General features: G+C 71.0%; 14 protein-coding genes and 1 pseudogene. 9 read left to right on the top strand and 6 right to left on the bottom strand.

The features are described 5' to 3' along the window. Positions 1-31: 31 nt before the first annotated feature. The 6 genes and pseudogenes from ACZZ0J_RS10165 to ACZZ0J_RS10140 all read left to right on the top strand — a co-directional run bounded on the left by ACZZ0J_RS10165 (position 32) and on the right by ACZZ0J_RS10140 (position 5,899). Positions 32-1,270 (top strand): ABC transporter substrate-binding protein, encoded by a 1,239-nt coding sequence (locus tag ACZZ0J_RS10165; protein ID WP_250900124.1) that lies wholly within the window; start codon positions 32-34, stop codon positions 1,268-1,270. Between the two features lie 107 nt (positions 1,271-1,377). Then, entirely contained in the window at positions 1,378-2,355 is a 978-nt protein-coding gene (locus ACZZ0J_RS10160) for a carbohydrate ABC transporter permease (protein ID WP_071292242.1), read from the top strand. Next, positions 2,348-3,160 (top strand): carbohydrate ABC transporter permease, encoded by an 813-nt coding sequence (locus tag ACZZ0J_RS10155; RefSeq protein ID WP_463436648.1) that lies wholly within the window; start codon positions 2,348-2,350, stop codon positions 3,158-3,160. The genes ACZZ0J_RS10160 and ACZZ0J_RS10155 overlap by 8 nt, the downstream gene beginning before the upstream one ends. Before the next feature lie 135 nt (positions 3,161-3,295). Further along, positions 3,296-4,620 (top strand): annotated as a pseudogene (locus ACZZ0J_RS10150) (alpha-L-fucosidase). Further along, complete coding sequence (locus tag ACZZ0J_RS10145; RefSeq protein WP_111086326.1) at positions 4,620-4,946, top strand: L-rhamnose mutarotase; 327 nt, start codon at positions 4,620-4,622, stop codon at positions 4,944-4,946. Before ACZZ0J_RS10150 ends, ACZZ0J_RS10145 begins: the two are co-directional and overlap by 1 nt. Next, positions 4,943-5,899 (top strand): aldo/keto reductase, encoded by a 957-nt coding sequence (locus ACZZ0J_RS10140; RefSeq protein ID WP_463436645.1) that lies wholly within the window; start codon positions 4,943-4,945, stop codon positions 5,897-5,899. Before ACZZ0J_RS10145 ends, ACZZ0J_RS10140 begins: the two co-directional genes overlap by 4 nt. Before the next feature lie 112 nt (positions 5,900-6,011). On the opposite strand, the gene ACZZ0J_RS10135 is transcribed toward ACZZ0J_RS10140, so the two are convergent. The 6 genes from ACZZ0J_RS10135 to ACZZ0J_RS10110 all read right to left on the bottom strand — a co-directional run bounded on the left by ACZZ0J_RS10135 (position 6,012) and on the right by ACZZ0J_RS10110 (position 10,162). Further along, on the bottom strand, positions 6,012-6,290 hold the full coding sequence (locus ACZZ0J_RS10135; protein WP_123312075.1) for a GlsB/YeaQ/YmgE family stress response membrane protein: 279 nt from the start codon (positions 6,288-6,290) through the stop codon (positions 6,012-6,014). 96 nt (positions 6,291-6,386) lie between these two features. Next, a complete protein-coding gene (locus ACZZ0J_RS10130; RefSeq protein ID WP_111086323.1) occupies positions 6,387-7,064 on the bottom strand; it encodes a FadR/GntR family transcriptional regulator in 678 nt (225 codons plus the stop codon). A gap of 87 nt (positions 7,065-7,151) precedes the next feature. Beyond that, positions 7,152-7,973: an SDR family NAD(P)-dependent oxidoreductase gene (locus ACZZ0J_RS10125; protein WP_463436641.1), complete on the bottom strand. Its 822-nt coding sequence runs from the start codon at positions 7,971-7,973 to the stop codon at positions 7,152-7,154. Further along, positions 7,973-8,842, bottom strand: a complete 870-nt coding sequence (locus tag ACZZ0J_RS10120) for a fumarylacetoacetate hydrolase family protein (protein ID WP_463436639.1) — start codon at positions 8,840-8,842, stop codon at positions 7,973-7,975. Before ACZZ0J_RS10120 ends, ACZZ0J_RS10125 begins: the two co-directional genes overlap by 1 nt. A 41-nt stretch (positions 8,843-8,883) precedes the next feature. Further along, positions 8,884-9,723 (bottom strand): amidohydrolase family protein, encoded by an 840-nt coding sequence (locus ACZZ0J_RS10115; protein WP_463436637.1) that lies wholly within the window; start codon positions 9,721-9,723, stop codon positions 8,884-8,886. Between the two features lie 163 nt (positions 9,724-9,886). Further along, complete coding sequence (locus ACZZ0J_RS10110) at positions 9,887-10,162, bottom strand: glutaredoxin family protein (RefSeq protein ID WP_123340820.1); 276 nt, start codon at positions 10,160-10,162, stop codon at positions 9,887-9,889. A gap of 49 nt (positions 10,163-10,211) precedes the next feature. On the opposite strand from ACZZ0J_RS10110, the gene ACZZ0J_RS10105 reads away from it, so the two are divergent. The 3 genes from ACZZ0J_RS10105 to ACZZ0J_RS10095 all read left to right on the top strand — a co-directional run bounded on the left by ACZZ0J_RS10105 (position 10,212) and on the right by ACZZ0J_RS10095 (position 13,331). Beyond that, the gene (locus ACZZ0J_RS10105; protein WP_463436635.1) at positions 10,212-11,900 is read left to right on the top strand and encodes an adenosylhomocysteinase; all 1,689 of its coding nucleotides are present in this window, start codon (positions 10,212-10,214) and stop codon (positions 11,898-11,900) included. Positions 11,901-12,027: 127 nt separating this feature from the next. Then, a complete protein-coding gene (locus ACZZ0J_RS10100) occupies positions 12,028-13,143 on the top strand; it encodes an amidohydrolase family protein (RefSeq protein ID WP_463436633.1) in 1,116 nt (371 codons plus the stop codon). A 26-nt stretch (positions 13,144-13,169) separates the two neighbouring features. Next, positions 13,170-13,331 carry a hypothetical protein gene (locus ACZZ0J_RS10095; RefSeq protein WP_463436631.1) on the top strand — a complete coding sequence of 54 codons (162 nt, stop codon included), beginning with the start codon at positions 13,170-13,172 and terminating at the stop codon, positions 13,329-13,331. Positions 13,332-13,336: the final 5 nt, after the last annotated feature.

Here is a 13,336-nt window from a genome sequence, read left to right as displayed (position 1 = left end):
ACCCCATCACCACGACGAAGTGGAGACTCCGATGCAACGACGACGCATCATCACCGGGCTCGCGGCAGCAGCTGCCGCGGCCCTCGTGCTCACCGGCTGTTCCTCCGGCAGCAGTGCCGGCGGAAGCCAGTCGAAGGACGCCCTGACCTGGTCCATGTGGATCGCCGGGAAGGAGGACAAGGCCGCCTGGCAGAAGGTCGCCGACACCGTGAAGACCGAGGACGACATCACCCTGACGATCCAGGGCGCGCCGTTCGAGAACTACTTCACGAAGCTCAGCACGCAGTTGAGTGCGGGCGGCGCCCAGTGCGTCGTGAGCATGCAGTCGCTCCGCACCGCGAACTACACGTCGTCGCTGCTGCCACTCGACGACCTCGCGAAGAAGGACGGCACCGACCTGTCCGCGTTCGACAGCACCGCGCTCGACGGCATGAAGGTCGACGGGAAGCTCTACGGCCTGCCCTACGACACCGGCCCCATCATGATGTTCTACAACAAGGACGTCTTCACGAAGGCCGGGGTGGCCGAGCCGAAGCCGGGGTGGACCGTCGACGACTTCGAGGCGGCGGGTGCCGCGCTCAAGGCGAAGGGCATCACGATGTTCGGTTCGACGGTCGGCGACCTCAACCTCGAGTCGATGGTCTACGGCTACAACGGTGGCCGGGTGATCACGTCCGACGGTGAGCTCGACGCGTCGAACGCGAAGTTCGCGGACGGCCTCGACTGGCTCTCGACACTGGTGAAGAAGGGCTACGCGACGCAGGCGTCGTCGGACTCGTCGACGCCGGGCAACGACTTCGCCGCCGGCAAGGTCGCGATGTACACGGACGGTCCGTGGTCGCTCATCAGCCAGAAGGCCAAGGTGAAGTTCGACCTCGGGGTCACGACGCTCCCCGCGGGGACGTCCGGTCCGTCGACCTTCGCCGCCGGCTCCGGCTTCGGTGTCTCGAAGCAGTGCAAGTACCCGGAGCAGGCGTTCAAGGCCGTCCAGACGATGACCAGCGAGAAGGTCCTGACGTCGCTCGCCGAAGCGGGACGAGCCTTCCCCGGCCGCACCGCTGCCCAGTCGGCGTGGTACTCGAGCGCCGGCATCGACGGTGCCGAGGCCGCGCTCAAGGCGGGACTCGCGAAGTCCTCGCCGCTCCTCGGGAACAAGCAGAGCGACCAGCTGTCACAGCTGTTCACGCAGTACGCGCTGCAGGCGGTGAACGGGCAGACCTCCGGCAAGGAGTCGATGTCCTCCATCGCCGGCCAGCTCGGCACGCAGTGACCAGCTGAACCAGTGATCGGACGGGAGGCCCGTTGCGGCCCCGCCACGGGCCTCCCGTCCGATCCATCCCCTGTTCAGGACCGCGCGAACGACGAGGAGGTCGTCGTATGACCACCATCCAGGACCCACCGGCCGAAGCGGCCGTCCCCGCGGTCGCGACCGCGGTCGCGGTCGGAGCCGCGACCCCGCGGCGGAAGGACGGCGAGGACACGAGCGCGCTCGGGCGCCGCTCCTGGTGGGGTGCCGCGTTCGCGGCACCGCACTCGATCGGACTCGTCGTCTTCACGGCGTTCCCCATCATCGCCTCACTCGTCGTCAGCTTCATGAACTGGCCCATGCTCGGCGAGCGCAGCTGGGCCGGCATCGAGAACTACGCCCGGCTCTTCGCCGACCCGGTCTTCCGCACCGTCGCCCTCAACACGGCGCTGTTCGTGGTGCTCTACGTGCCCCTCAACCTCGTCGTGTCGCTCGGGCTCGCCGCTTGGCTGACACCGCGGATCGCCGGCCGGCACGTCTTCCGCGTCCTGTTCTTCATCCCGACCATCACGCCGATCGTCGCGAACGTCGTGGTCTGGCGGATGCTGTACCAGCCCGGTGGGGCGATCGACGCGTCACTGCAGTCCACCGTGGGCGTGCACGCGCCGAACTTCCTCGCCGATGAGCACTGGGCGATGCTCGCCATCGTCGCGATGAGCGTCTGGCAGGGCTTCGGCTACAACATGCTGATCTTCTCGGCGGCGCTCGACGCCGTGCCGGAGAACCAGATCGAGGCCTCGCAGCTCGACGGCGCGAACGCCTGGCAGACCTTCTGGGCCATCAAGTTCCCGCTCATCTCGCCGTCGGTGTTCTTCGCGACGATGATGACGCTGATCACCTCGTTCCAGGTGTTCGTGCAGCCGTTCGTCCTGACCAAGGGCGGGCCGGGCACCGCGACGGAGACCCTCGTGCAGTACATCTACAACACCGGCTTCCAGAACCAGCAGCTCGGTCTGGCCTCGGCCGGCGCCTGGGTGCTGTTCGTCATCATCCTCGGGATCACGGCCGTCCAGTTCCTCGGGCAGAAGCGGTGGGTGCACTATGAGTGAAGCGGTCCGCGGGCACGTCGGTGCCACCACGTCGAACCGGACGGTCAACCCCCGAGCCGTCGCCAGGACGAAGTCCGCGCCACGACCGGGGCGGGTCCGGCACGCGATCGGGTACGCCCTGCTCTGCCTCGTCACGCTCCTGTTCGTCTCGCCGCTCATCTACATGGTCGCGACGAGCCTGAAGCCCGCCGACCAGGTGTTCACCACCCCGCCGACCCTCTGGGGCCGCTCGCTCGAGTGGGACAACTACGTGCAGGCGTTCACCTACCTGCCGTTCGCCCGCTTCATCCTCAACGGCGTGTTCGTCGCGGCGGTCGGGACGGCGATCAACGTCGCCGTGGCCGTGCTCTCCGGGTACGCGTTCTCCCGGCTGCGCTGGCGCGGCCGGAACACGGTGTTCCTGCTGTTCCTCGTGACGTTGATGATCCCGCAGGACGTCCTCGTCATCCCGATGTACGTGATGATGCAGGGCTTCGGCTGGGTCGACACGTTCCAGGCACTCATCATCCCGTGGGCGTTCACAGCCCTCGGCGCGTTCCTGGTCCGGCAGTTCTTCCTGACCGTGCCGCAGGAACTCGACGACGCCGCCCGGGTCGACGGGGCCGGCGCGGTCCGGACCTTCTTCTCGGTGATGATGCCGCTCGCCCGACCGACCATGGCCGTCCTCGCGGTGTTCTCGTTCATCTCGTACTGGAACTCGTTCCTCTGGCCCTCGTCATCGTCAACGACGTCGAGGCCCGTGGCACCATCCCGCTCGGCCTGCAGCAGTTCTTCGGCCAGCAGGGCTCCGAGTGGAACCTCGTGATGGCGGCGTCGGTGATCTCGATGCTGCCCACCGTGATCTTGCTCGTCCTGCTGCAGAAGCACCTCGTCAAGGGCATCGTCACCAGCGGCCTCGGCGGCCGGTGACACCCTCCCCTCTGAAAGGAACACTGGCCTCATGACCATCACCGCACCTGCAGAGCCGCAGACCGCGACCGACGCGAGCGGCCTGCCCGCCTGGTTCACCCACGACCGGTTCGGCATGTTCATCCACTGGGGGCTGTACGCCCTGCCGGCACGGCACGAGTGGGTGAAGAACCGCGAACGGATCACCGACGCCGACTACCAGAAGTACTTCGACCACTTCGACCCCGACCTGTTCGACGCCGCCGACTGGGCCCGCCGTGCTCGCGAAGCCGGCATGAAGTACGTCGTGCTCACCACGAAGCACCACGAGGGCTTCTGCCTCTGGGACAGCAAGCTCACCGACTACAAGTCCACGAACACCCCGTTCGGCCGCGACATCGTGCGCGAGTTCGTCGACGCCGTCCGGGCCGAGGGGCTGCGGGTCGGCTTCTACCACTCGCTCATCGACTGGCACCACCCGGACTTCACCGTCGACGGTGTGCACCCCGGCGCGACGACTCACCCGAGGAGATCGAGGCGTTCAACCAGGGCCGCGACATGTCGCGCTACCGGGAGTACCTGCACGGGCAGGTCGAGGAGCTGCTCACCGACTACGGGCAGGTCGACTACCTGTTCTACGACTTCTCGTACCGGGACAACGACCACGAGGACATCTGGGGCGGCAAGGGTCGCGACGACTGGGGGTCCTCGGAACTGCTCGAACTGACCAGGCGGCTCCAGCCCGGCATCATCGTCAACGACCGGCTCGACCTGCCGGGTGACATCGTCACCCCGGAGCAGTACCAGCCGGACAAGCCGATGGAGGTCGACGGCGCCCAGGTGCCGTGGGAGGCCTGCCAGACGCTCAACGGGTCGTGGGGCTACGACCGCGACAACGTGAACCTCAAGCCCGTCGACCTGCTCGTCCGCATGCTCGTCGACGGCGTCTCGAACAACGGGAACATGCTGCTCAACATCGGCCCCACCGGCCGCGGCGAGTTCGACGGGGTGTCGCGTCAGACCCTCGACGGCATCGGGACGTGGATGCACCAGCACGCCCGCTCCGTCTACGGTGCCGGACCGTCGTCGTTCGTCGCGCCGCGCAACACCGTGTACACGCAGAACGGCAACCGCCTGTACCTGCACCTGTTCGCGTGGCCGTTCGAGCACGTGCACCTGCCCGACCTGGCCGGTCGTGTCGCCTACGCCCAGCTGCTCAACGACGCGTCGGAGCTGCACTTCCGCGAGATCCCGCCCGGGACCCGTGCGCAGAACACCGGGCTCGGCGGGCAGCCGGCGGGGACGCTGACGCTCACGCTGCCGATCGTGCGACCGGACGTCGCCGTGCCGGTGGTCGAACTGTTCCTGCGCGACTGATGCAGCGCATCCTGTCGAGGACCCGACTGCGGGCGGGGAACGAGGCCGCGTACGACGCCGTGCACGCGTCGATCCCGCCCGCGCTCGCGGCCCGGCTGCGTGATGCCGGGGTGCACGACTGGACGGTGTGGCGGGACGGGCAGGACCTGGTCCACCTCATCGAGGTCGAGGACTACCGCGCGATGCGCCGGGCGCTCGCCGACGACCCGGTCAACGCGGAGTGGCAGGAGACCATCAACCCGCTGCTCGAGGCCGACGACGACTACTCGGGGAACGACGACGGCGTGCCACGGGTCTGGTCCCTGGCGGACCAGGTGGACGCATGACGGACCTCGACCTCGACCGCGGCCCGTTCTGGTTCGGCGGCGCCGGCATCGGCAACCTGCTGCGGACGGTGTCCGACGACGAGGCCCGTGCCACCGTCGACGCGGCGTGGGACGCCGGCGTGCGCGGGTTCGACACCGCGCCGCACTACGGCCTCGGGCTGTCGGAGCGACGACTCGGGGCGGCGCTCGCCGACCGTCCGCGCGATTCGTTCCTGGTGTCGACGAAGGTCGGGCGGGTGCTCGTCCCCGGGCGTGGCGACGGGGACGACCTGGCCTCCGGCGGGTTCGCGGTGCCGAACGACACCGTGCGGCAGTGGGACCCGTCGCCGTCGGGCGTGCGGCGGTCACTGGACGAGTCGCTCGGACGGCTCGGACTCGACCACGTCGACGTCGCGTACCTGCACGACCCCGACGTGTACTCGCTCGAGGACGGCCTGACGCAGGCGTTGCCGACGCTCGCCGAGCTGCGGGACGAGGGCGTGGTCCGTGCCGTCGGCGTCGGGTCGAACTCGGTCGAGGCCCTCGACGCCGCGGTGTCCACCGGGCTGTGCGACGTGGTCATGCTCGCGGGGCGGTACACGCTCCTGGAGCAGCCGGCTGCGGAGCTCGTCGCACGGTGCGCCTCGCGCGGTGTCGCGGTCGTCGCGGTCGGGGTCTACAACTCGGGACTGCTCGGGCAGGACCGGCCGGACGCCACCGCGACGTACGACTACGCCACGGCCCCGGCAGCACTCGTCGCGCGGGCGAACGCGATCGCCGACGTCTGCGAGCGGCACGGCGTCACGCTGCCCGAGGCGGCGCTGGCGTTCCCGCGTCGTGCTGCTGCGGTCGCCGCGATCGCCCTCGGCGTGCAGTCCGCCGAGCAGGTGCGCTCGAATGTCGCCCGGGCCGCGGCCGTGGTGCCGGAGGCCCTGTGGGACGACCTCCGCGCAGCGGGCCTGCTGCGCGACTGACGTCCCTGCCGAAACGGCTGCACCTGCCCAAACGACACCAGGTTCCGGACACCGCACCAGGCGTTTCCGCGGTGCTGTGTCCGGAACCTGGTTCCGGCGGGGGTGCTGGTGCTTAGCGGGTCTTGGCGCTGCGACCCGAGAAGCGGATGTAGATGATCAGCACGATGATGGCGCCGATGATCGAACCGATGATGCCGGCCGGCTGGAAGAAGCCGTCCATCGGGTCGTGCTGGAAGATCAGGAACCCGAGGAACCCGCCCACGAACGAGCCGATGATGCCCAGCAGGATGGTCATGGGGATCGAGATGTTCTGCTTGCCGGGGACGACGAGCCGGGCGATGGCGCCGGCGATGAGTCCGACGATGATCAAGCTGATGATGAGACCGAGCACGGTTTCCTCCTCGTGGGTGCGGTTGCCGCGGCATGGTTGCCGGAGTCAGGGCCGACGACCGACACAACACCCATCCACCTGCACGCGTTCTCGGTTTCAGTCGAGGGAGCGCCGCAACCAGCGCTCGACGCCCTCGACGTGCGACACCACGAGCGCCTGCACGAGCTGCGGATCCCGGCGTCGGATGGCGTCCACGATGGCGGCGTGCTCGTCGAGGGTGCGCTGCACCGAGCCGTTCTGCGTCAGCCCGCGCCAGACCCGCACCCGCACGGTCTTGCTCGACAGGGCGTCGAGCAGCCCGGACAGGTACTGGTTGCCGCCGATGCCCGCGATCGTCGAGTGGAACAGCAGGTCGTGGGCGACGAGGTCCTCGACGCCGGTGTCCTCGCCGACGGACTGCATGAGCGTGGCGAGCTCGTCGATCTGCTGCTCCGAGGCCCGCGCGGTCGCCAGGACGGCGGACGCGGGCTCGAGGATGCGGCGGACCTCGAGCAGGTCGACGAGTGACCGGTCGTGGTGCATGTCGACGACGAACGACACCGCCTCGAGCAGCACGCCGGGTTCCAGCGACGTCACGTAGGTGCCGTCGCCGCGTCGGACGTCGAGCACGCGGATGAGTTCGAGGGCCTTCACCGCTTCGCGCAGGCTGTTCCGGGACAGGCCGAGCGACTCGCTCAGTTCCTTCTCGGGCGGGAGGCGCTGCCCGGGTTGGAGCTCACCGCTCACGATCATCTGCTGGATGCGTGCGATCGCATCGTCGGTCAGCGACGCCACGTCACCACCTCCTGATCCCGGCCAGCTCGCGGACGCGAGCCGACAGGTCGACGATAGCCGGGCCTCCCGGTCGTCACGGCCCGACCATCAGGCGGGCCGCAGCCGGAGGGCCTGCATCCCGCCGTCGACGGCCAGGTCGACGCCCGTCGTGGACCGGGCGAGCGGGCTCGTCAGGTAGGCGACCGCCTCGGCGACCTCCTCCGCCTGCACGAGCCGACCGTGCGGCTGCCGGGCCTCGAGGGCAGCGCGCTCGGCGGCCGGGTCGCCCGCGGTGGACAGCAACCGCGCGACCCACGGAGTGTCGGCCGTACCGGGGTTGACGGCGTTGACGCGGATGCCCTCGCGGATGTGGTCGGCGGCCATCGCGCGGGTCAGGGCGGCGATCGCACCCTTGGTCGCCGAGTAGAGCGCCCGCTGGGGCAGCTCTGCGGTGGCGGCGATCGAGCAGGTGTTCACGATGCTCGCGTTGCCCGATGCCCGCAGGTGGGGGAGCGCAGCCCGCGACAGCCGGACGGCCCCGAGGACGTTGACCTCGTACACGCGGCGCCACTCGTCGTCGTCGTTGTCCTCGACCGTGCCCTGTGCGCCGATGCCGGCGTTGTTGACCAGGACGTCGAGGCCGCCGAGCTGCTCGACGGCGGTGGCGACGGCGGTGCGGACCGAGGCGTCGTCGCTGACGTCGCACGTGACCGACAGGAACCCCTCGACGGTCGACGGCTGGAGGTCGAGCACGGCGACCGTCGCACCGCGGTCCTGCAGGGCGGCGGCGATCGCTGCGCCGATGCCGGACGCGCCCCCGGTGACGATGGCCCGGACGCCGTCGTGGCTGCCGGTGCGGCCGGTGCGGCCGGAGCGGCCGGAGCCGGTGCCGCCGGTGCTGCCGGTGCCGCCGGTGCTGCCGTCCGCCATCAGGCTGCTCCGACCGTCTGGCGCTGCGAGCCGAGCCCGTCAGCGGTGAGCTCGACGACGTCGCCGGGCTGCAGGTAGGGCGCGTGTCCGGCCAGCGCGACGCCCGCCGGAGTCCCCGTGCTGATGACGTCGCCGGGGTACAGCACCATGAACTGCGACAGGTACCGGACGATCTCCACAGGACGGAAGATCATGTCGGCGGTGGTGCCGTCCTGCCGGACCTCGCCGTTGACGGTCAGCCGGAGCGCGAGTGCCGCGGGGTCGAGGCCGGCGGCGGCGAGCGACCCGGGCGTCACCAGCCACGGCCCGAGCGGGTTGAAGGTCTCGCAGGACTTCCCCTTGTCCCACTGCCCACCGCGTTCGAGCTGGAACGCCCGCTCGGACACGTCGTTCGCGATCGCGTAGCCCGCGATGGACGCTTCGGCCTCGGCATCGGTCTCGCAGTACCGAGCCGTGCGGCCGATGACGATCGCGAGCTCGATCTCCCAGTCGGTCTTCGTGCTGTTCCGGGGGATCAGGACCTCGTCGTCGGGGCCGATCACCGTCATCGGGTCCTTCATGAACACGATCGGTTCGGTGGGGATGTCGGCGCCGGTCTCGGCGGCGTGGTCGCGGTAGTTCAGGCCGATGCAGACGACCTTGCCCGGGCGTGCGATCGGCGCTCCGCGCCGCATGCCGTCGGCCCGGTCCCGGCCGATGATCGTCAGGTCGCCGGCGCTGCGCGCGTGGTCGACGCGGCCGACCGGGTCCGAGGCCAGGAAGGCCCCGCTGATGTCACTGGTGATCGAGCGGAGGTCGAAGACCTCGCCGTCGGTGTCGATGGCCACGGGGATCTCGCTCCCCGCCGGGCCGAGTCGTGCGAACTGCATCGTTCCTCGCTCTCGGCTGCGCCAGTGCAGCCATAAACATCCTATGTCTGAGTGGTCCTCGGGACAAGGTAGATGCGCGCCGCGGTGCCGCCGAAGACGGCGTCGTGCTCGGTCGTCGACAGGTCGGCGAGGGCGTCCGTCGTCCGCTGCACGACCTCGGCGTACCCGGTCGCCAGGGTCGACACCGGCCAGTCCGAGCCGAACAGCGACCGCTCGGGACCGAACTGCTCCACCACCTCTCGCACGTACCGGTCGACCGGGCGGTCGCGCCAGTCCGGGCCGGCTTCGGTGAACAGGCCGGAGACCTTGCACGTCACGTTCGGGCGTGCGGCGAGGTCGGTCATCCGTCCGCGCCAGGCCGGGTCCCCGCCGTCGATGGACGGCTTGCCGGCGTGGTCCAGCACGAACGATGCGTCGGGGACGGCGTCGACCAGGGCCAGCGCAGCGGCGTGCTCCCGCGCTCGGACGAGGACGTCGAACACCAGGCCGGCACCGGCGAGGGCTCGGACCCCGCGGGCGACGTCCGGGCGGCCGAGCCAGTCCGGGTCCGGTTCGTCCTGCGCCAGGTGCCGGATACCGACCAGGCGATCGCCGCCCGGGAGCGCACGGACGGCGGCGATCCGGTCCGCCACGTCCGGCGCGGTCAGGTCCACCCAGCCGATGACGCCCGCGACGGGGGCGGGCTGCTCGAGGAGCCAGGCGGTCTCACCCGGATCGTGCACGGCCTGCACCACGACGGTCCGTGTCACGCCGGTGTCCTGCGTCGCTGCGCGGAGGTCGTCCACGTCGAACCGGCGGCGGATCGGGGCGACGGAGTCGTCCATCCAGGGGTACGGCCGGTCGGCGGGGTCCCAGAGGTGGTGGTGAGCGTCGATGATCACGCCCCCATGATGCCCGATTCATCCGATGTCCGCCCGGCGCGCAGGTGCAGCGTTCCCCGAGACTCGGGGTGGGCGACAGAACTCGGGCTCGGAGCCCCGAGATGAGTCGCTCAGCCCGAGTCTCGGGGCGCCCCGCCCGAGTCTCGGCCGAGCCAGCCGCAGCTCAGACGGCGCCGGAGGCCTCGAGCTCGGCGCGCAGCTCGGCATCGGACGGCTCGACGAAGTGCTTGCCGTTCGGCAGCACCACGACGGGGATGTTCTTCCGGCCGCTGATCGCCTCGGCTCGGTCGGCCGCCGACAGGTCCTGCTCGACGTCGACGTACTCGTAGTCGACGCCGAGGGTGTCGAGCAGCGCCTTGGACCGGCGGCAGTCGCGGCACCAGTCCGCACCGAACATCGTCACCTTGTCGAACACTTCGGTCGTGGATGCATCGCTCATGCCCAGAGAGTACGTCGGCGGACCCCCGCGCATTCCCTACGATTGGGGCATGCCGCCAGGACCCGACCCCGAGACGCGATCCTGGGCGTCGGCAGCAGTCCGACGCTTCGCCGCGGTCACGAACCTGCTCGTCGCAGCCCGCCGGTTCCGCATCGTCGGTGGCGACCGCCGCGACGCCGCGGCACTGCACGGCCTGCTCACCGGCCTCGGTGCTCGCCCGGCCGCGGAACACGAGCCGATCGACCAGCTCTGGTGTCTCGGTTCCCCCGACGACTCCACCCTCGTCATCGAGCGCGAGGCGGACCGCCCCCGCGGCGCCACGCTCATCGTGATCGACGCCGGCCGGCACCTGCCCGCGGTGGACGAGGACGCCTTCGGTCCCGTCGTCACCGCCCGCCCCGGCGTGCTCGGCGTCCCGATGCTCTCCGACGACGTCTTCCTCGTCTCCACCGGTCGCGACCCCGAGGACGACCCGGCCGCCGACGCCCGGCTGCGCTGGGCACGACGCTCGATGCCCGTCTCGCGCGCGGTCGCCGCCGAACTCCGCGACGGCGGACTGCTCCGCGGCACCCGCATCGGCGTCGCGATGTTCCTCGAGCCGAAGACGGCGGTGCTGAGCCTGCTCCTCCGCGACGCTGGTGCCGAGGTCGTCGTCTACGCGCACGCCGACGAGACCGACGACGCCGTGGCCGCGTCGCTCCGGGCAGCGGGGCTCACGGTGCACGCGAGCAGCACGGCCTCGCTGCCGGAGCAGAAGGCGCTCGCCCTCGCGATGCTCGACACCCGGCCGCACATCCTGCTCGACGACGGTTCCCACGTCATCCGGCTCGCCCACCAGGAGCGTCCGGACCTGCTGCCGACGATGCTCGGCGCGGCCGAGGAGACCACGAGCGGCCTCCGGCCCCTGCGCGTGATGGCGTCGCGGGGCGAGCTCGGCATCCCGGTGGTCGCCGTCAACGACGCCCGCACCAAGACGTTCTTCGACAACCGGTACGGCACCGGGCAGTCGACGGTGTTCGCCGTGCTCGACCTGGTCGACGGCCTCCCGTCCGGTACACACCGAGTGATCTCGGGAGGCGCGGCGGTCGTCGCCGGGTTCGGGCACGTCGGCGAGGGGGTCGCGTTGGTGCTCGCCGCCCTCGGTTTCCGGGTCACGGTCGCCGAGACCGACCCGGTGCGCGCCCTGCAGGCGCTGTTCGCCGGCCACGCCGTCGCGCCGCTCGCCGAGGCCGTGCAGGCCGCCGACCTCGTGGTGAGCGCCACCGGGGTCGCCGACACCATCGACCTGCGCGTGCTGCGCTCGTGCGCGCACGGGGCCGTCGTCGCCGTCGCGGGTGGGGTCGACCACGAGGTCGCGCTCGACGACGCCCGCGCCGCCGGAGCCGGACTGCGGCCAGTGGGTCCGAAGGCCGAGCGCCTCGTGTTCCCCGACGCCGAGGGCGGACCGATCGTGCTCGATCGCGGCGGCTGCATCAACATCACGGCGGCCGAGGGCAACCCGATCGAGATCATGGACCTGTCCTTCGCCGCGCAGCTCGGGGCCGTCCGCATGCTGCTGGAGCGCGGCGACGAACTGGAGCGAGCCGTCGTGCCCATCGATCCCGCGGTCGACGACGCGACCGCCCGCGCGGCGCTCGCCGCGTTCGGAGCGCGCCCCGTTCCTCCCGTCCGCCTTGCCGAACACCCGGCGGACCGCGACCCGGACGTCCGGACGCGTCGTTTCGGAGACTCCGCATGAGCGAGTCGCGCCCGAGCACCGCGCGCCCGACCGCCGCGCACCCGCGTGCCGACCACTCCGTCGTCGTGCACTCGGCGCGCGTCGTCGTGCCGATGACCGCCCCCCGATCGCCGACGGCGCGGTCGCCGTGCAGGACGGCCGCATCCTGCACGTCGGCGACCGGTCCTGGGTCGTCGACCAGCTCGCCGGCTCGGGTGCGACGTTCACCGAACGGCAGTGGCGCGGAGCTCTCCTGCCGGGCCTCGTCAACGCGCACTCGCACCTGCAGTACACCGGCATGGCCAGTGTCGGCCGACGCCAGTACGACGATTTCGAGGACTGGGCGTCCGCGTTCAACCAGGACTACGCCGAACCGCACGACTGGCGGGCCGAAGCAGCCGCTGGTGCCGCCGCCTCGATCCGCGCGGGCGTCACGAGCATCGCGGACATCGTCACCGACATCGAGGCCTCCACCGCGCTCGAGGACGCCGGCCTCGGCGGCATCGCCTACTGGGAGGTCATGGACTGGGAGAACGACGCCTGGCAGTCGCACGGCCGCGACCAGGTGCTCGATGAACTCGCCCGGATCCCGACGAACCCCGGCGCCGGTCTGTCGCCGCATGCGCCGTACTCGCTCGAGGTCGCGCCCCTCCTCGAACTCCCCGACATCGTCCGGCAGCGTGGGCTCCGGCTGCACCTGCACCTCGGCGAGGCCGCCTTCGAGGGGGAGCGCATCGCCCTCGGACCGGTCCCCGGACTCGACGGCGTCGACGGCGTCGGCCACGGCAACGACTGGCACCTGGCGAACGTGCCCTCGTTCCGGGCGCTCCGGGCACTCGGGTTCGGGGCGAGCGCCACCGCGTTCGTCGACCGGCTCGGAGTGCTCGGCCCGGACTGCCACATCGCGCACGGCGTCTACATGACCGCTGCCGACCGGGCGCTCCTGCGCGCTCGCGGCACCGCAGTCGCACTGTGCCCGCGCTCGAACGCCGTCATCGGCCTCGATCCGCCACCGGTCGCCGACTACCTGCGCGAGGGCAGCCCGATCGCCATCGGCACCGACTCGCTGTCGTCGTCGCCGTCCCTCGACCTGATGGCCGACGTCACGGCGTTGCACCGGATCGCCCGTGCCCAGGGGTACGGCCACCGCGACCTGCACGAGCGGCTCCTGTCGGCGGCCACCCTCGGTGGTGCGCACGCCATGGGACTCGCCGTCGGCCCGGACCGCATCGGCCACCTCGCCGTGGGGCCCGCGCCGACCTAGCCGTCTTCGACGTCGACGCCCGGACCGTGCCCGACGCACTCGCCGAGCTCGTCGAGGACGGTGCCGGGCGTGCGTCCGCGACCGTCATCCGTGGGGTCGTCCGCGCCGTCGACGGAGCACTGACCGGCGTGCCCACGTCATCGCCCGACCGCCCTGCCCGCCCCGTCATCCCTGTGGAGGAATCATGACCGAG

The organism is Curtobacterium sp. AC272 (assembly GCF_979258155.1).
The sequence above is the reverse complement of the archived record's forward strand: the minus strand, read 5'-3'. Positions and strand labels throughout refer to the sequence as shown.

What these genes read in the sequence shown, in the direction of transcription:
- ACZZ0J_RS10165 (WP_250900124.1), top strand. Translation starts at nt 32, where the DNA reads ATGCAACGACGACGCATCATCACCGGGCTCGCGGCAGCAGCTGCCGCG.
- ACZZ0J_RS10160 (WP_071292242.1), top strand. Translation starts at nt 1,378, where the DNA reads ATGACCACCATCCAGGACCCACCGGCCGAAGCGGCCGTCCCCGCGGTC.
- ACZZ0J_RS10155 (WP_463436648.1), top strand. Translation starts at nt 2,348, where the DNA reads ATGAGTGAAGCGGTCCGCGGGCACGTCGGTGCCACCACGTCGAACCGG.
- ACZZ0J_RS10145 (WP_111086326.1), top strand. Translation starts at nt 4,620, where the DNA reads ATGCAGCGCATCCTGTCGAGGACCCGACTGCGGGCGGGGAACGAGGCC.
- ACZZ0J_RS10140 (WP_463436645.1), top strand. Translation starts at nt 4,943, where the DNA reads ATGACGGACCTCGACCTCGACCGCGGCCCGTTCTGGTTCGGCGGCGCC.
- ACZZ0J_RS10125 (WP_463436641.1), bottom strand. Translation starts at nt 7,973, where the DNA reads ATGGCGGACGGCAGCACCGGCGGCACCGGCAGCACCGGCGGCACCGGC.
- ACZZ0J_RS10120 (WP_463436639.1), bottom strand. Translation starts at nt 8,842, where the DNA reads ATGCAGTTCGCACGACTCGGCCCGGCGGGGAGCGAGATCCCCGTGGCC.
- ACZZ0J_RS10110 (WP_123340820.1), bottom strand. Translation starts at nt 10,162, where the DNA reads ATGAGCGATGCATCCACGACCGAAGTGTTCGACAAGGTGACGATGTTC.
- ACZZ0J_RS10105 (WP_463436635.1), top strand. Translation starts at nt 10,212, where the DNA reads ATGCCGCCAGGACCCGACCCCGAGACGCGATCCTGGGCGTCGGCAGCA.